Below are 16,607 nucleotides of genomic sequence, written 5' to 3'. Positions count from 1 at the left end.
AAGCAACGGCAACGGCAACGGCAACGGCAGGTCATGGCGATGGGTAGCTACGGGTTGGCCGGGTCGGGGTGGGCAGGCAGGACACGCCGTGAACCCATCCATGGGGGCTCGATGGCGCCATCCATGGCGCCAACGGTCCTGCCTGCCCACCCCGACCCGGCCCGCCAGGGCTTCACTTCGGCGGACGGCAAGAGCATTGGGTTTCCAGGTGGAAAGAGGGGTCAGATCCGTTTTCCTGCGGAAAACGGATCTGACCCCGGAAGTGACCTGGCTTTTGTCTTTTGCTCTTCTTTCTTCAATCCGGGGTGGACGCGCACGGGAAGTGTCCGTGGCCGGGAGGGTGGGTTGCGCAGGGGCGTGAGCCGCATGGGGTCGAGACATGCCTCGGGCGGGTTGGGCAGGACGCCCAACCCCGGTCTTGCCGTGTGCGCAGGACAGTGCACACGTGCAAGCGGCGACCAAACTTACAGAGACGTACTTGCAGCGTCCCCTGCGCAACCCATCCTCCCGGCCAAACGAAGGAAGTCCGCCGCTCTCAGCGACCACCCCGAGGGGCTTCGCCGTTGGCTGGATAATCAGATACCCCGTAAACAAAAACGCCCCAGCACAGGGCCAGGGCGTTCTCGTAACTCAGGTCAGGCAGGCATCAGAACTCCTGCCAGTCCCCGTCGGCCAGTTCGGTGGCCATCGGACGACCACCGGCGGTGCGGCGGGCCGGCGTGGCAGCCGGGGCCGGGGCAGCCGGTGCAGCGGCGCGCGGTGCCGGGGTGGTGACGCGCGGGGCGGCGACGACCTCGGCTTCGTCCACCACGAAGATCGACACGGCCTCGCTGAGGTGGCCGGCCTGTTCTTCCATCGCACGTGCGGCGGCGGTGGCTTCTTCCACCAGCGCGGCGTTCTGCTGGGTGGTTTCGTCCATCTGCACCACGGTCTGGTTGACCTGCTCGATGCCGGCGCTCTGTTCCTGCGAGGCGGCGGAGATCTCGGCCATGATGTCGGTCACGCGCTGCACCGAGGCGACGATCTCGCCCATGGTCGCGCCGGCCTTGTGCACCAGCGCCGAGCCGTCGTTGACCTTGCCTACCGAGTCGTCGATCAGGCCCTTGATCTCCTTGGCGGCCGCGGCCGATCGCTGGGCGAGGGTGCGCACTTCGCTGGCGACCACGGCGAAGCCGCGGCCCTGTTCGCCGGCACGGGCAGCTTCCACTGCGGCGTTCAGCGCCAGGATGTTGGTCTGGAAGGCAATGCCGTCGATGACCGAGATGATCTCGGCGATCTTCTTCGACGAGGCTTCGATGGCCGACATGGTGGTGACCACCTGGCCGACCACGTCACCGCCCTGCGAGGCGACACCGTGCGCGCCGATGGCGAGCTGGTTGGCCTGGCGTGCGTGCTCGGCGTTCTGGCGCACGGTGGAGGTCAGTTCCTCCATCGAGGCGGCGGTTTCTTCCAGGTTGGCGGCCTGCTGTTCGGTGCGGCGCGACAGGTCGCTGTTGCCGGAGGCGATTTCACCGGCAGCGGAGCTGATCGCGCGGCTGGACTGCTTGATGCGGGTGACGATCTCGCTCAGCTGCGCGGCGGTGGCGTTGGCGTCGTCGCGCATGCGGGCGAACACGCCCTGGTAATCGCCGTGCATGCGCACGGTCAGGTCGCCCTGCGACAGCGCGGCCAGCAGGCCGGAGATCTGCTCGATGCTGCCGGCATTGGCGTCCAGCAGGCCGTTGATCTGCTGGGCCAGCTGCAGGAAGAAGCCTTCCTTGTCGCTGGCATCGATGCGGCCGGACAGGTCGCCAGCGGCGGCCTGGGCGATCACGCGGGCCACTTCGGCTTCGACCTGCGCTTCCTGGGTACGGTCGCGCCATTCCACCACGTAGCCGACGGTGTCGCCGCCTTCATTGCGGATGGTCGAGACCACCTGGGCGAACTGGGCATCGCCGTACTGCATCGGGCGACGGGCGACGCCGTGTGCCTTCAGGTTGCCCAGCAGGGTCTGGTCCATCTCGCCGCGGTGTTCGAGCACGGTGACCGGCTTGCCGATCAGCGAAGCCTGCGCATCGAAGTCCGGCAGGTCGCGGCGCAGTTCGTCCTGGTACTGGCTCAGGGTCTGCTGCAGGGCGCGGTTGCTGTAGACGATGGTGTTGCTGGTGTCGGTCAGGTAGACGCCGGTCGAGCTGTAGTCCAGCGCGGTACGGATGCGCAGGTTCTCGCGGGCGATGGCCTGGTCGGTCTCGATGCGCTCGCGCAGGTCGCGCTGCATGCGCTGCATGGCCTGCATCAGTTCGCCCACTTCATCCTGGCGGCTGACGTCGATGTGGCCATCGAGCTTGCCGCCGGCCACGTCGTTGGCCACCGAGACGGCGCCACGCACGCTGCCGACCAGGGCGCGGGCAAACAGCCACACCAGCACCAGGCCGAGCGCGGCGCCGCCCAGCAGCGCGATCACGGTCAGCACGGCCGAGGCGGAGTAGGTGGATGCGGCCTCTTCGCGCGAGGCGCGGGCGAGGCGGTTGTCTTCGGCGATCAGCGCCTCCAGCGCGGAGGCGGCCTTGCGGTGCTTGGTGCGGGTTTCGCCGACGAAGGTATCGATGGCGTCGTCCGGCAGGTCCAGTTCCAGCATCTCGGTGACGCTGTCATAGGATGCCAGGGCGTCCTTCCATTCCTTGGCGAAGGCGTCGAACAGCTTCTTCTGCTGCGGGTTGTCGACCAGCTTCGGATACTCCTTGATCGACTTGTCCATGCTGGCGCGCAGGTCGACACCCTGCTTGCGCGCATCGGACTTGACGTCATCGCTGGCGCGGATCAGCTGCTGGTAGGCGGCATTGCGGTACTCGCCCAGCATGCCGCGCATCTCGCCGGCCATGCGGATGCTCTCCATGCGTGAACCGGCCAGCTCGGTGGTCACGTTGTTCAGCGAATGCAGGCCGCGATAGGCGACGATGCCCTGCAGCAGCATCACCAGCAGGAGGACGCCGAAGGTCAGCAGCAGTTTCGGCATCAGTTTCAGGTTGTTGATCCACGGCATGGGCGTTGCGAGCTCCTAAGGCAGACGCGCCCGGGCATCGGGCCCGGTTGCAGCAGAAACCACGCCAGGACCAGGCCCGGCGTGGTCCGACGAACGGCGGATTACTTGATGTTGGCCAGCTTCAGCCCGGCCGGCGAGCTGACTTCGATTTCCGCACGCGAGGCGTCGCGCTGGATCTTGCCGATCACGCACACGGTCTTGCCTTCCAGGGTTTCCAGCGGGAAGGAGAACTTGCCGCGGTTCTCGCCGGCGATACGCGCCGAGAAGGTGTGGCGCGGGAAGGCGCCGCCCATGTACAGGAAGGTCGGCTGGCCTTCGGAGCCTTCTGCGTAACGGGCCTTTTCGACCTTGCCACAGACCATGCCGTCCTTGCCGACCGAACGCGGCGCCATTTCCGGCGGGATCATGTCGGCCGACTGGGCGAAAGCGGAGGCGGCGGTGGTGGCCAGGACAGCGGCCGAGACGAACGCAAACAGGGACTTCATCGAGGGTATCTCCGGGGATGGTAACGATCGGGCCGGTCCTGCGCGCTCCTGCGCGACCGGCTTCTGTCCCCCTATCGGCACCGCCGAAGGGAACTGAAGGGTTTTGTGACTGGAACGTGAAGCAGTTCCGTTTGCTCAGGCAGCGACGTCTTCGGCGAGGTTGGCCTGGCCCATGTCGGCGCTGTCGAGCAGGGTCTCGATGTCCAGCAGGATCAGCATGCGATCGTCGTGGGTACCGATGCCGGAGATGAAGCGGGTGTCGACGGCGGCGCCGAATTCCGGGGTCGGGCGGATCTGCTCGGCCGACAGCGGGATCACGTCGGAGACGCTGTCGACGACGATGCCGACCACGCGGTCTTCCACGTTCAGCACGATCATCACGGTGAAGGCATCGTAGCGGGCGTTGTCCAGGCGCAGCTTCAGGCGCAGGTCGATGACCGGGACGATGGTGCCGCGCAGGTTGATCACGCCCTTGATGTAGTCCGGGGCGTCCGGCACGCGGGTGACGGCGTCGTAGCCGCGGATTTCCTGCACCTTGAGGATGTCCACGCCGTAGTGCTCATCACCAAGGGTGAAGCTGAGGAATTCGCCACCGGCGCTGGCGGCGGAGCTGGTCTTGTCGTTCATCGAGGGGTCCTGGTTCTGCCGGAAGTCCCGGTGTCAGGCTCGATATCGGCCCCGCCGGGGGGGACTTTAGGTGCCGGGCAGTGCCGTGGATGGGGTCAGATCCCTTTTCAGGGAAAAGGGATCTGACCCCGGCATGCGCTCCAGGGTTGCCGGCCAGCGGCCGGCACTACCGGTCGGACGGCCTCAGAGCTCGCCGTTGCGGCGGGCCTTGCGCTGGCGGTCGATGCGGAAGATGTAGCGCTGGATGGCGCTGTCGGCGCCGCGTGGCAGGCTTTCAAAGCGCATGCCCACGCGCTTGACCTCGATGCCATTGGGCTGACGCTGCGGCAGCAGGTTGCAGACCACCAGTTCGATATCCAGGTCGGGGCCGTCCGGCAGCGACAGCCGTGCCGGATAGCGCTTCTGCAGACCAAACACCGCGCAGTCATTGGGCACCACCACGGCCAGGCCGCCACCGCTGATGTCCACCACCCGCATCGACAGCGCTTCGGCCCGTGCTTCGCCGGGTGGCAGCAGCAGCTGCGGTGAATCAGTGACTGGCGTCTCCAGCCGGTACAGCTCGCGGCGCTGCAGGTGCACCAGTTCGTCAGGCAGCGGCGCACGGAAGGCCACATGGCCGTCGTTGTCCACGCGCTGCAGTTCGTGCAGCCGGAACCGTACCAGCACGCGTTCGAGCTGGGCGAAGCACAGCAGGTGATCGGCCTGCTCGGCGGCGCGGTTGGAGGCTTCCTGCGGGCTGCCATCGAGCAGCAGGAAGTCCTCGTCTTCGTCGAGGTCGAGCAGGGCGGTCGGGAAGGAACGGTCGCGGCCGTCGATATGGGCGTTGATCAGCGATCGCTGGTCGATCAGCGAGCGCAGCAGCTGGCGCAGCTGGCGCGGGTTGCGGACCAGGAATCGTTCGTCCGCGGCATCGGCCGCGTGGACATCATGCACTGCAGTGTCGTTGCCGTCGGACATGGAATCTACGGTCAGGGGCGGGCGCCAGCACGCATTGGCGCGAGGCTCGATGGGGATATCGGCTCCTGCACCGGATTATGAAGTGGGATTTGCATCACTTTCCACGCGTAAGGGCTCAGATCCCTTTCCCGCAGGAAAGGGATCTGACCCCGTGGTTCTGTCAGAATTCCTGCCAGTCGCCGTCCGCGGCCAGCGCCGGCTGGGCCGTTGCCGTGCGCAGCGCACGTGCCGGGGCCGGCTTTGCCGCAGGCGCGGCGGCTGCGAGCTGTCGCGGTACCGGTGTGGCCAGCGGGCGTGCCGGGATGGCCATCGTGCCCTGCGATGCCAGCCGGAAGCGGGCCACGGCTTCACCCAGCTGCACGGCCTGGTCTTCCATCGCGCGCGCCGCAGCAGTGGCTTCTTCCACCAGCGCAGCATTCTGCTGGGTGGTTTCGTCCATCTGCACCACGGTCTGGTTGACCTGCTCGATGCCCGCCGACTGTTCCTGCGAGGCCGCAGAGATCTCGGCCATGATGTCGGTCACGCGCTGCACCGAGGCGACGATCTCGCCCATGGTGCTGCCGGCCTGGTGGACCAGGCTGGAGCCTTCGGCAACCTTGCCGACCGAGTCGTCGATCAGGCCCTTGATCTCCTTGGCGGCGGCGGCCGAGCGCTGGGCAAGGGTGCGCACTTCGCTGGCGACCACGGCAAAGCCGCGGCCCTGTTCGCCGGCACGGGCGGCTTCCACTGCGGCATTCAGCGCCAGGATGTTGGTCTGGAAGGCAATGCCGTCGATGACCGAGATGATCTCGGCGATCTTCTTCGACGAGGCTTCGATGGCCGACATGGTGGTGACCACCTGGCCGACCACGTCACCGCCCTGCGAGGCGACGCCGTGCGCGCCGATGGCCAGTTGGTTGGCCTGGCGTGCGTGCTCGGCGTTCTGGCGCACGGTGGAGGTCAGTTCCTCCATCGAGGCGGCGGTTTCTTCCAGGTTGGCGGCCTGCTGCTCGGTGCGGCGCGACAGGTCGCTGTTGCCGGAGGCGATCTCGCCGGCGGCCAGGGTGATGCTGGAGGCGCTGGCCTGGATCTGGCCGACGATCTGGGTCAGCTGTGCAACGGTGGTGTTGGCATCATCCCGCATGCGCGCGAACACGCCATTGAACTGGCCTTCCATGCGCGCGGTCAGGTCGCCGGCGGCGATCGACTGCAGCAGCTGCGAGAGCTGGCCGAGGTTGCCGTCGGCCACCTGCATCATTGTGTTGAGATGCTCGATCATCAGCTTGAAGTCATGCTGGAAACGCTGTGCGTCGCCGCGCTGGCTGAAGTCACCGGCAGCGGCCGCCGCGGCCAGCTGCTGGATCTGCGAATTGATCGCCAGCAGGCTGGCCTTGGCCGCGTCCATCGATTCGTGCAGGATCGCGCGGCTGCCGGGCAGGCGGCGTGCATCCGGGGTGAGATTGCCGATGGCGTACTGGTTGAGCACGTCGATGGCATCGCGGATCGCATCCAGGTGCTCGAAGATCACCGTATTGATGCCGCCGGCCAGCTGGCCATAGACACCCGGGAAATCTTCCGGAATGCGATGGCTGATGTCCGGTCCCGCGTGCATCTGTGCCATCAGCTGGGTCTGCTCGCTGAAGCGGCGGAGCATTGCGGTCATCTCGGTCGTGGCGGCCAGCATCCTGCCGGCTTCGTCCTTGCTGGTGGCCTGGGTGCTGACGCTGAGGTCGCCGCGGGCAACCGCCTGGATGGCATGCACGGCCTTGCCCAGCGGGCCAGTAACGGCGCGCGAGATGACGATGGCCAGCGCGGCGGCCACCAGCGACAGCAGCACGATGCAGCCGATGATGGCGATCATGCTGGTGCGATGGGTGGCGTTGGCGTCGGCGATCTTGCCGTCCATCTGCCCGGCGATGTGGGTGCCCAGTGCCTTCATCGCAGCGAACAGGTCGCGGCGCGCCGGGCGTGACTGCTCATCGGAGATCTGCTGGGCCTGCGTGCCATCACCGGCGGCCACGGCGTCGCGCATCGCCTTGTTGGCGGCGAAGTAGCGATCCAGCTGGGTGCTGGCGGCGCGATACAGTTCGCGCTCCTTGTCCAGCGCCGGCAGCGCCGCGTACGCCGCCAGTTCGTCATGTACGGCCTTGGCGGTATCGTCCATGCGCTTGTTGTAGTCGGCGACCTTCTCCGGCTGGTCGAGCATGCTCAGCTGGGCCAGTTCGTATGTGCGGAACTCACCGAGCTGCGAGCGCGCCTCGCCCAGGTGCTGGACCGAGGGGATGTCGTTGCCGGCCATCTCGCGCAGCTGCGCGTTGGCTTCGCTCAGTCGCAGCAGGGCGAACGCGCCGAGGACCAGGGTCATCAGCGTGGTAAGGGTGAACCCCACGGCCAGCTTGCGGGCGATGGGCAGATCTTGGAACCACTTCATGCAGGGTGCTCCAGGTGGGCAGAGTGCCGGCGTCTGTGCGCCGGTTTGGGGGTGGTTGCAGAGCGAACGGTGGTGCCCGGTGGGGTTCGGTGACGGCCGTCAAAGCGAAATAGCGGCGCAGTCCGGATGGACTTTATGGACGCATGTCACATTCGGTGGCGTAGGGATGACGGCGCGGAAGTGGCGCAGCGGCGGGGCTTTCGCTTGCATTGCGTAGTTGCGCGCGAAACCATCGCGTCGACGGAGTTCACAGAACGGCTGGGGCCGGATCCCTTTTCCCCGAAAAGGGATCCGGCCCCGGCCGGAATGGAGCGCGCAAACAAAAACCGCCGCCCCGAAGGGCGGCGGTCCAGTACACGCATGCAGTGTGGATCAGGCGGCCTGCGGCATCCGCAGTGAACGCACCAGCCCGCCGATGTCGACGATCAATGCGACGCGGCCGTCGCCGAGAATGGTCGCACCGGACACCCCGCCGATGCGGCGGTAGTTGTTCTCGATGTTCTTCACCACCACCTGCTGCTGGCCGACCAGTTCGTCCACTTCCAGGGCGATCTTCTGGCCATCGCCTTCGACCACCACCACCAGCGATTCGCTGCCGGGTGCACGGTTGCCGTAGCCGTAGTACTCGCTCAGCGACAGGATCGGCAGGTATTCACCGCGCACGCGCAGCACGCGGCCTTCGCCGGCCATGCTGCGGATGTCCTCGGCTTGCGGCTGCAACGCCTCAAGCACATAGGCCAACGGCAGGATCAGGGTCTCACCGGCGACCGCCACGGTCATGCCATCGAGGATGGCCAGGGTGAGCGGCAGGCGGATCAGCGTGCGGGTGCCAGCGCCGAGGCTGCTTTCAATCTGCACCTCGCCCCCCAACGCCTGGATGTTGCGGCGGACCACGTCCATGCCGACGCCACGACCGGACAGGTCAGTGACCGCATCGGCCGTGGAGAAGCCGGGCTGGAAGATCAGGTCCCAGACCTGCGAATCGGTCGGGTTGTCCGGCACCGCCAGGCCGCGCTCGGTGGCCTTGGCCAGGATCTTGGCGCGGTCCAGGCCGCGACCGTCGTCGCTGACTTCGATGACGATGTGGCCGCCCTGGTGCGAGGCCGCCAGGGTGATCGTGCCGGTTTCGTCCTTGCCTGCACCGCGGCGCACGTCGGGCATTTCCAGGCCGTGGTCGATCGAGTTGCGCACCAGGTGCACCAGCGGATCGGCGATCTTCTCGATCAGGCCCTTGTCCAGCTCGGTACCTTCGCCGACGGTGCGCAGCCGCACCTGCTTGCCGAGGCGGCTGGACAGGTCGCGGACCAGGCGCGGGAAGCGACGGAACACCGCATCGACCGGCAGCATGCGCACGCCGATCACCGCTTCCTGCAGGTCGCGGGTGTTGCGTTCAAGCTGGTCCAGGCCAGCGAACAGGCTCTCGGCGTGGACCGGGTCCAGCGCATGCGAGACCTGCTTGAGCATGGCCTGGGTGATGACCAGTTCGCCGACCAGGTTGATCAGCGCGTCGACCTTGTCGACGCTGACGCGGATGGAGGTTTCCGCTTCCTGGCTGGCGCCACCGCTGGCGGCAGGCGCGGCGGGTGCCGACGGCGACGCTGCCGCCGGAGCGGGAGCAGCCGCGGCCGGCGCCTGGGTGGCCAGGCTCGGCGGTGCGGCCGGACGGATGTCCAGCTCGCAGTCGTCCAGTACCCACGCGAAGGTGTCTTCGATCTTGCTGCGCGGCACCTTGCCGACCAGACCCAGGTCCCACGCCAGGTGGGCTTCGAGCGGATCGAGGTGCGCGAAGCCCGGCAGGCGGTCCATGCGCGCGGCGACCTGCAGCGAACCGAGGTGTTCCAGTTCGCGGATGATGCGCAGCGGGTCGTTGCCGCTCATGAACAGCGACGGCGCCGGGGTGAAGCCGATCTGCCAGGCTTCCGGCGTATCGTCCACCTTGGCTGCGGCGGTCGCCGGGGCGCTCGCTGCGGCCTGGCCGGACAGAACCGCCTCCAGGCGTGCCTTCACCGCAGCGACGGCAGCCGGATCGGCAGCCTGGCCATGTTCGGCTTCGCGCAGCAGGGCGCGCAGCACGTCCACCGAAGACAGCATGGCGTCGACGGCGTGGCCTTCCAGTGCCCGCTTGCCGGCGCGCAGCTCATCGAGCAGCGTTTCCAGCACGTGGGTCAGGCCGGCGATCGCGTCGAAGCCGAAGGTCCCGGCGCCGCCCTTGATCGAATGGGCAGCGCGGAACACCGAATTGATGATCTCCGCGTCCTGCTGCCCCGATTCCAGGGCCAGCAGGCCAGCCTCCATCGCGTCGAGGCCTTCGCGGCTCTCCTCGAAGAAGGTGGCGTGGAAGCGTTGCAGGTCCATGCTCATGGCAGTGGTGGTCCGGAAGCGAAGAGGGGGAGCGGTGCCGGGCGATCAGCCCAGCACTTTCTGCACGGTGGCGACCAGCTGTTCGGGATTGAACGGCTTGACCAGCCAACCCGTAGCGCCAGCGGCCTTGCCTTCGGACTTCTTGTCGGCGGCAGATTCGGTGGTCAGCATCAGCAGCGGGGTGAACTTGTAGTCCGGCAGCTGGCGCAGTTCGCGGATCAGCGCGATGCCATCCATGTTCGGCATGTTGACGTCGGTAACCACCGCATTGAAGCGCTGGCCCTTGGCGCGACCGAGCGCGACCGCGCCGTCTTCAGCTTCTTCGACGGCAAAACCGGCCGAGGTGAGGGCGAAGGACACCATCTGGCGCATCGACGCCGAATCGTCCACCACCAAGATACGTGCGCTCATGCAGCGTTCTCCACAGATTTCAGGTTGTCATGGGTTACGTCCAGGCCGAGGGCCTGGGTGACGCCCAGCAGGCGCGCGGCGTCACGGAAGGTTGCAGTGCAACCGTGGAAGCCGGTGCCCAGGCCTGCCTCGCGGCGGGCCTGCACGAACGCACACAGCACCTGCACGGCGGCCGTGTGGATGCGGGCGACCTGGCTGGCATCCAGGGTCAGCTCGCCTGCCTGCTCCACCAGGGGGGCAAGGCGGTTCTTGAGCTCGGTAGTGCTCTCGATGCCGAGATCCCCACCCAGTTCGACAGTGCTCATCGTTGCTCCGGACAAACGGTTCCGTGATCCATAACGGCACCCCGGTGGGGTTCTTTAGAAGAATCGACGCGGTGCGTCGATGCGGTCGCTGTTGAAAAGGGGACGGAGGGGATTAAGTCGCAAGCGACCTGGCTCTGCCGCAGCCCCCTCGGCAACGGCGACCGCGCAGTGGGGATGTAAGGTGTTGATCCAACGGATCAACTCCTTGCGTCCCCGACAGGCACCGCTTCGGCGCCAAGCGCCGAGCCACTTGCGACTTAATCCCCTCCGTCCCCTTTTTGGGGGTCAGCTCAACAGCCGTGTGGCGTCCAGCAGGATCATCGGGCGCTGGCTGACGCGGGCCACGCCGCGGAACAGGTCGTTGGAAATCTGGCAGATGCGTGCGGTATCGGGAGGTTCGATCTGTGAATCGGTGAGGTTGGCGACATCTTCCACTGCCGACACGCGCAGGCCGATGGTCTCGCCGTCTTCTTCCAGCACCACGATGCGGGTCTGGGCGTCGTCCTCGGCGGCAGCCGCGCCCAGGTGCAGGCCCAGATCCATCACCGGAACCACCTGGCCGCGCAGGTTCATGATGCCGAGCATGGCGGCAGCGGTGCCGCGCAACGGCAGTAGCGGCACCGGCAGCACGACCTCCTGGACCTTCAGCAGTTCCAGCGCATAGGCCTGGGTGCCACAGCGCAGGCGCAGCCAGCGCGAGGTGCGTTCACCGGCGCGACGGTTCTGCGGATGCGGGCTGCGGGCCGGTTGGTGGGCCTGCGCCTGCAGCTCCTGCCAGGTGCCGGGGCGGTTGCCTGCGGGTGCATCGACGGCGACGCGCGGCGGCGGCGTGGCGGCGCGTGCGGCCGGGGCCGGTGCAGGGCGTGCCGCCGGGGGGGGCACCGGCGCTGCGACCACGGCGGGCGGCGGCGCAGGCACGTCTTCGCCACCAGCGGCCGCCTCGAAGGCGGCCTGCAGGCCGGGGCTGTCGGTGTGGGCGAGACGATGGCTGTCCGCCGGGTCGGTCTCGTAGATCACTTCGTCCGGCAGATCGTCCCAGGTGGGTTCCGGGCCGGTGTTCGCAGCGGCCGCAGCGGAGGCCGGCGCGGTTTCGTGGATGACCTCGTCGGGCAGGTCATCCCAGGTCGGCTCGCGTTCAGTGGACCCGGCGCTGGCCGGCGCGGCGGCGGCCTCGAAGGCGGCCTCCAGTGCAGCCTCATCCTCGGCCGGGGCCGCGACGACGGCATCCGTTTCGTAGACCACTTCAGCGGGCAGGTCGTCCCACGTGGGTTCGCGTTCGGCATCGATCACGCTGACGGGCGCGGACGCGGCATCGAAAGCGGCTTCCAGTGCGGCATTGTCCACGGCAGGGGCAGCGGCAACGCTCTCGGTTTCGGTTTCGTAGATCACCTCGGCCGGCAGGTCATCCCAGGTGGGTTCGCGTTCGGCGGCGGCTTCGGTGGCCGTGGCCGGGGCGGTGCTGATCGGCGCGGGGTGGGGAGCGGCGGCCGGGGCGATCGCCTCGCCCAGCAGTTCGTCCAGGTAGTCGTCGAGGATGCCGGTGCTGTTCATGCGGCCTGCTCCAGGGCGCGGGCATCCTCGCCGAGGATCCAGTTCAAGGCGCGCCGGTAGGCAGCCAGGCCACGCCCCGGGTAATCTTCGCCGACGCTCGGCAGGGTCAGCCCGGCGGCGTTGCTGATGCGGGTGTCGATCGGAATCGCGTCTTCCCAGACGCGGCTGCCATGGCGGTCCTGCATGGTGCGCAGCGATTCGTTGCCGGCGCGGGTGCGACGGTCGAACAGGGTTGGCAGGATCGAGATCGGCAGCGGCCGGCGGCGCGAACGCTCGACCATCTCGCCGGTGCGGACCATGCCATCCAGGCCGTGCAGCGCCAGCGGCTCGGCCTGGGTCGGAATGATCAGGCGATCGGCGGCAGCCAGTGCGTTGATCATCAGCAGGCCGAGCGTCGGTGCGCAGTCCAGCAGGATGTAGTCGTGCTGGCCCTGGTGGCGCGCCAGCGCGTTCTGCAGGGCCAGGCCGAGGCCGGGTTGGTTGGCGCTACGGCGTTCCAGCGTGGCCAGCGCGGACTGCGCGCAGACGTAGTCCAGGCCCTGGATGTTGCTGGCATGGCACAGGCCGGACAGGTCCGCCGGCGGTGCGCCGAACAGCTCCAGCACGCCGGCCGGCGGCGGGTCCACCGGCACGCCGAAGGCGCGGCTGAGCGAAGCATGCGGATCGAGGTCGATCAGCAGCACGCGATGGCCGAGCGCGGCCAGGCCGCGGCCGAGGGCGAGGGTGGTGGTGGTCTTGCCGACTCCGCCCTTCTGGTTGGCGACTGCCCAGATGCGCATCGGATTACTCCTTCATTGCCGGGGGAACGGCGGCGCCGACGCGGCTGCCAGCCGGCACCGGTGGCAACGTCACCGGTGCGATGGGGGAGGTGGGGGCGCTGGCCGGCGTTGCGGCGGCCTGTTCGGTGACGGTGCTGCCGGTGGCGCCGGTGGCTGCGTTCAGGCGCTGGCCGAGCGGGTCCACCGAATGCGAGGTGTCGGCCAGGATGATGACCATCACCCGGCGGTTGCGGTTGCGGCCCTGTGCGCTGTCGTTCTCTTCGCGCGGGCGGAACTGGCCATAGCCGACCATCGCCAGCCGCGACGGCTGCACGCCCTGGTCGGCGAACAGATGCACCACGCTGGCGGCGCGTCCGGCCGACAGCTCCCAGTTCGACGGGAAGGTGGCGGTGGCGATCGGCACGTTGTCGGTGTGGCCTTCCACGCGCACGCTGTTGGGCACGTCGCGCAGCACCTCGGCCAGGCTGGCCAGGGTCTGCCGCGCATGTACGTCCAGTGCGGCCGAGCCGGTGGGGAACAGGATGTCGCTGTTGATCTCGACCTCGATCCACAGTTCCGTGCGGCGCACGCTGATCATGCCGCGGTCGATCAGCGGCGCCAGGGCGGCGGTGAGGCGGTCGGCAATCGTGTTGAGCTGGCGCTCGGCACGGGCGATCTGCTCCTGGTTGTGCACCGACACCGGCATGCGCATCTGCGAGGCCATCGACGGCAGCAGCGTCGGGTCGTGCGAGGGCGCCGGCGCGGACGGTCCGATCTTGGTGCCGGACTTGATCACCGACGGGCTGTCCCAGCCGCCACCCTGCACCTGCTTGTTGCCCACCTGCACCGGATTGATCGTGCGCGGCGCGCCACCGAAGGCATCGGTGAGCGCGTCGGCCATGATCCGGTACTTGCCCTCGTTCACCGACGAGATCGCGTACATGACCACGAAGAAGGCGAGCAGCAGCGTCATCAGGTCGGCATAGGGGATCGCCCATGCTTCGTGGTTGGCGTGCTCTTCGTGGTGCTTGCGGCGGGCCATGTCAGTGCAGGAAGCCGGAGAGGTTGGTTTCGATGTTGCGCGGGTTCTCGCCCTGGGCGATCGAGATCAGGCCTTCGATGACCATTTCGCGGTCGCGCGTGTTGTGCGAGATCACGCTCTTGAGCTTGGCGGCGATCGGCAGGAACAGCAGGTTGGCTGAGGCGATGCCGTAGATCGTGGCGGTGAACGCCGCAGCGATGCCGTGGCCGAGCTTGCTCGGGTCGGCCAGGTTCTTCATCACCGCGATCAGGCCCAGCACGGCGCCGATGATGCCGAGCGTCGGTGCGTAGATGCCCATCGCTTCGAACACCTTGGCGCCGGCCTGGTCCTGGTGTTCCTGGCTGCCCAGTTCGATTTCCAGCATGTGCCGCATCGATTCGGGCTCGACACCGTCCACCAGCAGCTGCAGGCCCTTGCGCAGGAACGGGTCCTGCTGCGCTTCCACCTGCGATTCCAGGCCGAGCAGGCCCTGGCGGCGGGCGATGTTGCTCCACTCGACGATCTGCTGGATCAGTTCGCGGCGATCGCTGTGCGGCGGGCGCACGACCCAGCGCACGATCTTGAACGCATGCTTGAACACCGCCGGCGAGGTGTGCAGCAGGATCGCGGCAACGGTGCCGACGATGACGATCACGAACGCCGCAGGCGACCACAACGACGCCAGGCCGGCGCCCTTGAGGATGCTGCCACCGACCAGCGAGGCCAGGGCGAGAAAGAGTCCAATGAGGCTGAGTCTATCCATGGATCCGGTATCGGCTTGTATGAATGGGACTTGAGACACCGGTACGGGCTACTGGTGCGACTTCACGGTTTTACGGGTTCAGCAAGCGGGTCAGTCGTGCGGGCTGCGCAGGCCATCCACATCCAGGATCAGCGCCATGCGACCATCGCCGATCAAGGTTGCACCGGCGTAACCGCGCAGGCCGCGCAGGGCCTTCGGCAGTGGCTTGATGACCACTTCCTCGCGCCCACGGACCTGGTCCACGACCAGGCCGAAGCGCGCTTCGCCGGCCTGCAGCACCACGATGGTCAGCAGGGTCGATGCGGCCGGCGTCACATCCAGCCACTGCCGCAGATCGACCAGCGGCAGCGTGTGCGAACGGCGGTCGAGCACGGCACGGCCATCGAACCAGCCCAGCGAGGTGCGCGGCGCGTGCAGCACCTCCATCACGCGCGCCAGCGGCAGCGCATAGACGTCCTCGCCGGCCTGCACCAGCAGGGTCGGCAGGATCGCCAGGGTCAGCGGCACGCGGATCAGGAAGCGGCTGCCGCGGCCCAGCTCCGACTGGATCTGGATCTGCCCGCTGAGTTCGCGGATGCGCGACTGCACCACGTCCATGCCGACGCCGCGCCCGGAAATATCCGTGACCTGCTGCTTGGTCGAGAAGCCGGGCAGGAACACCAGGTGCAGGCACTCCTCGCTGCTCAGGCGGGCGGCGGCTTCCGGATCGATCAGGCCCTTCTCGCGTGCCTTCGCGCGCAGCTTTTCCGGATCGATGCCGGCGCCATCGTCCTGCACCTCGATGCTGACGTAGTCACCTTCCTGCTGCGCCGACAACCGCACATGGCCCATCCGCGGCTTGCCCTGCGCTTCGCGCAGGTCGGGCATTTCCACGCCATGGTCGATGGCGTTGCGGACCAGGTGCACCAGCGGGTCGGCCAGCGCTTCGACCAGGTTGCGGTCGAGCTCGGTCTCGGCGCCGATCAGCTCCAGGTCCACTTCCTTCTTCAGCGAGCGGGCGACGTCGCGGGCGACCTTGGGGAAGCGCGAGAACACCTTGCCCACCGGCTGCATGCGGGTGTGCATCACCGCCGACTGCAGGCGCGCGGTGGCGATGTCCAGGGTGGACACGGCGCGGTCCAGCTCCTCGTCGCGCAGGCGCGCACGCAGGGTCTTGAGCCGGTTGCGCGACAGCACCAGTTCGCCGATCAGGTTGACGATCGCATCCAGGCGCTTGGTGTCCACGCGCACGGTGTGTTCGGCTTCGGCCAGCGGCTTGGCGGCCGGCTTGGCCACCGGTGCCGGTGCGGCCGCCGGGCGCGGGGCGGCGATCGGTGCCGGCGCCACCGCAGCTGCGGGCCTGGCGCCGGGTGCGGCGCCGCCGTGCAGCTGGTCGAGCAGGGCTTCGAACTCATCTTCGCTGATCAGGCCGTCGTCGGCCTTCTTTGCCGGCGCCACCGCAGTCGGTGCGTTGCCACCGTGCAGCTGGTCGAGCAGCGCCTCGAACTCGTCATCGGTGATCAGGTCGCCGGCACCGGCCGTCGGTGCCGCGGCAGCGGCGGCAGGCGCTGCTGCACCGCCATGCACGTCGAACTGGGCGATCAGGTCCGGCGGTGCATAGCCCGGCTCGGTGCCGGAAGACACGGCATCGAGCATCGACTGCAGGTAGTCCAGCGATTGCTGGGCGGCGTCGAAGTGATGGGCCTGCAGCACGGCCTGGCCGGCACGTGCAGCGCCCAGCGCTTCTTCAGCGGCGTGGCACAGCTCGACCATGGCGGTGACACCGAGGAAACCCGCGCCGCCCTTGAGCGTGTGGTAGCCCCGGAACACCGCGTTGAGCTGTTCGGTGTCCTGCGGTGCCTGCTCCAGCGACACCAGCTGTTCGCCGAGGCGATCCAGGATTTCCTGTGCCTCGATGATGAAATCGGCAGTGATGTCGTCGGATACCGCGCTCATG

The 16,607-nt window shown here is 67.8% G+C and carries 13 protein-coding genes; all 13 read right to left on the bottom strand.

Going from position 1 to position 16,607, the window contains the following annotated elements; all coding sequences use genetic code 11:
* Nucleotides 1–646: 646 nt before the first annotated feature.
* The 13 genes from VG556_RS02635 to VG556_RS02575 all read right to left on the bottom strand — a co-directional run bounded on the left by VG556_RS02635 (nt 647) and on the right by VG556_RS02575 (nt 16,606).
* Entirely contained in the window at nt 647–3,022 is a 2,376-nt protein-coding gene (locus tag VG556_RS02635) for a methyl-accepting chemotaxis protein (protein WP_100449980.1), read from the bottom strand.
* 101 nt (nt 3,023–3,123) lie between these two features.
* The gene (locus VG556_RS02630; protein WP_014647020.1) at nt 3,124–3,507 is read right to left on the bottom strand and encodes a hypothetical protein; all 384 of its coding nucleotides are present in this window, start codon (nt 3,505–3,507) and stop codon (nt 3,124–3,126) included.
* A gap of 135 nt (nt 3,508–3,642) precedes the next feature.
* Entirely contained in the window at nt 3,643–4,134 is a 492-nt protein-coding gene (locus tag VG556_RS02625; RefSeq protein WP_014647021.1) for a chemotaxis protein CheW, read from the bottom strand.
* A gap of 183 nt (nt 4,135–4,317) precedes the next feature.
* Nucleotides 4,318–5,091 (bottom strand): flagellar brake protein, encoded by a 774-nt coding sequence (locus tag VG556_RS02620; protein ID WP_100449981.1) that lies wholly within the window; start codon nt 5,089–5,091, stop codon nt 4,318–4,320.
* 160 nt (nt 5,092–5,251) lie between these two features.
* Nucleotides 5,252–7,501 carry a methyl-accepting chemotaxis protein gene (locus tag VG556_RS02615; protein WP_100449982.1) on the bottom strand — a complete coding sequence of 750 codons (2,250 nt, stop codon included), beginning with the start codon at nt 7,499–7,501 and terminating at the stop codon, nt 5,252–5,254.
* Between the two features lie 372 nt (nt 7,502–7,873).
* Nucleotides 7,874–9,862, bottom strand: coding sequence for a chemotaxis protein CheA (locus tag VG556_RS02610; RefSeq protein WP_100449997.1), 1,989 nt, complete (start codon nt 9,860–9,862; stop codon nt 7,874–7,876).
* A 45-nt stretch (nt 9,863–9,907) separates the two neighbouring features.
* The gene (locus tag VG556_RS02605; RefSeq protein WP_005409521.1) at nt 9,908–10,273 is read right to left on the bottom strand and encodes a response regulator; all 366 of its coding nucleotides are present in this window, start codon (nt 10,271–10,273) and stop codon (nt 9,908–9,910) included.
* On the bottom strand, nt 10,270–10,578 hold the full coding sequence (locus tag VG556_RS02600; protein WP_014647026.1) for an STAS domain-containing protein: 309 nt from the start codon (nt 10,576–10,578) through the stop codon (nt 10,270–10,272). The genes VG556_RS02605 and VG556_RS02600 overlap by 4 nt, the downstream gene beginning before the upstream one ends.
* 285 nt (nt 10,579–10,863) lie before the next feature.
* Entirely contained in the window at nt 10,864–12,129 is a 1,266-nt protein-coding gene (locus tag VG556_RS02595) for a chemotaxis protein CheW (RefSeq protein WP_100449998.1), read from the bottom strand.
* On the bottom strand, nt 12,126–12,908 hold the full coding sequence (locus tag VG556_RS02590; RefSeq protein ID WP_014647028.1) for a ParA family protein: 783 nt from the start codon (nt 12,906–12,908) through the stop codon (nt 12,126–12,128). The genes VG556_RS02595 and VG556_RS02590 overlap by 4 nt, the downstream gene beginning before the upstream one ends.
* Before the next feature lie 4 nt (nt 12,909–12,912).
* Nucleotides 12,913–13,929, bottom strand: coding sequence for a flagellar motor protein MotD (motD, locus tag VG556_RS02585; RefSeq protein WP_014647029.1), 1,017 nt, complete (start codon nt 13,927–13,929; stop codon nt 12,913–12,915).
* A 1-nt stretch (nt 13,930) separates the two neighbouring features.
* Nucleotides 13,931–14,671 carry a flagellar motor protein gene (locus VG556_RS02580; RefSeq protein WP_005409527.1) on the bottom strand — a complete coding sequence of 247 codons (741 nt, stop codon included), beginning with the start codon at nt 14,669–14,671 and terminating at the stop codon, nt 13,931–13,933.
* Between the two features lie 90 nt (nt 14,672–14,761).
* The gene (locus VG556_RS02575; protein ID WP_111144308.1) at nt 14,762–16,606 is read right to left on the bottom strand and encodes a chemotaxis protein CheA; all 1,845 of its coding nucleotides are present in this window, start codon (nt 16,604–16,606) and stop codon (nt 14,762–14,764) included.
* Nucleotide 16,607 lies beyond the last annotated feature (1 nt).

The sequence above is a fragment of the Stenotrophomonas sp. CASM106 genome, assembly GCF_049384825.1.
Taxonomy (GTDB): Bacteria; Pseudomonadota; Gammaproteobacteria; order Xanthomonadales; family Xanthomonadaceae; genus Stenotrophomonas; species Stenotrophomonas muris.
This window is presented reverse-complemented; position numbering and strand designations above follow the sequence as displayed.

Bases quoted from the DNA above. Each gene is read 5' to 3' on its own strand.
- VG556_RS02635 (WP_100449980.1), bottom strand. From the start codon at position 3,022: ATGCCGTGGATCAACAACCTGAAACTGATGCCGAAACTGCTGCTGACC.
- VG556_RS02630 (WP_014647020.1), bottom strand. From the start codon at position 3,507: ATGAAGTCCCTGTTTGCGTTCGTCTCGGCCGCTGTCCTGGCCACCACC.
- VG556_RS02625 (WP_014647021.1), bottom strand. From the start codon at position 4,134: ATGAACGACAAGACCAGCTCCGCCGCCAGCGCCGGTGGCGAATTCCTC.
- VG556_RS02620 (WP_100449981.1), bottom strand. From the start codon at position 5,091: ATGTCCGACGGCAACGACACTGCAGTGCATGATGTCCACGCGGCCGAT.
- VG556_RS02615 (WP_100449982.1), bottom strand. From the start codon at position 7,501: ATGAAGTGGTTCCAAGATCTGCCCATCGCCCGCAAGCTGGCCGTGGGG.
- VG556_RS02610 (WP_100449997.1), bottom strand. From the start codon at position 9,862: ATGAGCATGGACCTGCAACGCTTCCACGCCACCTTCTTCGAGGAGAGC.
- VG556_RS02605 (WP_005409521.1), bottom strand. From the start codon at position 10,273: ATGAGCGCACGTATCTTGGTGGTGGACGATTCGGCGTCGATGCGCCAG.
- VG556_RS02600 (WP_014647026.1), bottom strand. From the start codon at position 10,578: ATGAGCACTGTCGAACTGGGTGGGGATCTCGGCATCGAGAGCACTACC.
- VG556_RS02595 (WP_100449998.1), bottom strand. From the start codon at position 12,129: ATGAACAGCACCGGCATCCTCGACGACTACCTGGACGAACTGCTGGGC.
- VG556_RS02590 (WP_014647028.1), bottom strand. From the start codon at position 12,908: ATGCGCATCTGGGCAGTCGCCAACCAGAAGGGCGGAGTCGGCAAGACC.
- motD (WP_014647029.1), bottom strand. From the start codon at position 13,929: ATGGCCCGCCGCAAGCACCACGAAGAGCACGCCAACCACGAAGCATGG.
- VG556_RS02580 (WP_005409527.1), bottom strand. From the start codon at position 14,671: ATGGATAGACTCAGCCTCATTGGACTCTTTCTCGCCCTGGCCTCGCTG.
- VG556_RS02575 (WP_111144308.1), bottom strand. From the start codon at position 16,606: ATGAGCGCGGTATCCGACGACATCACTGCCGATTTCATCATCGAGGCA.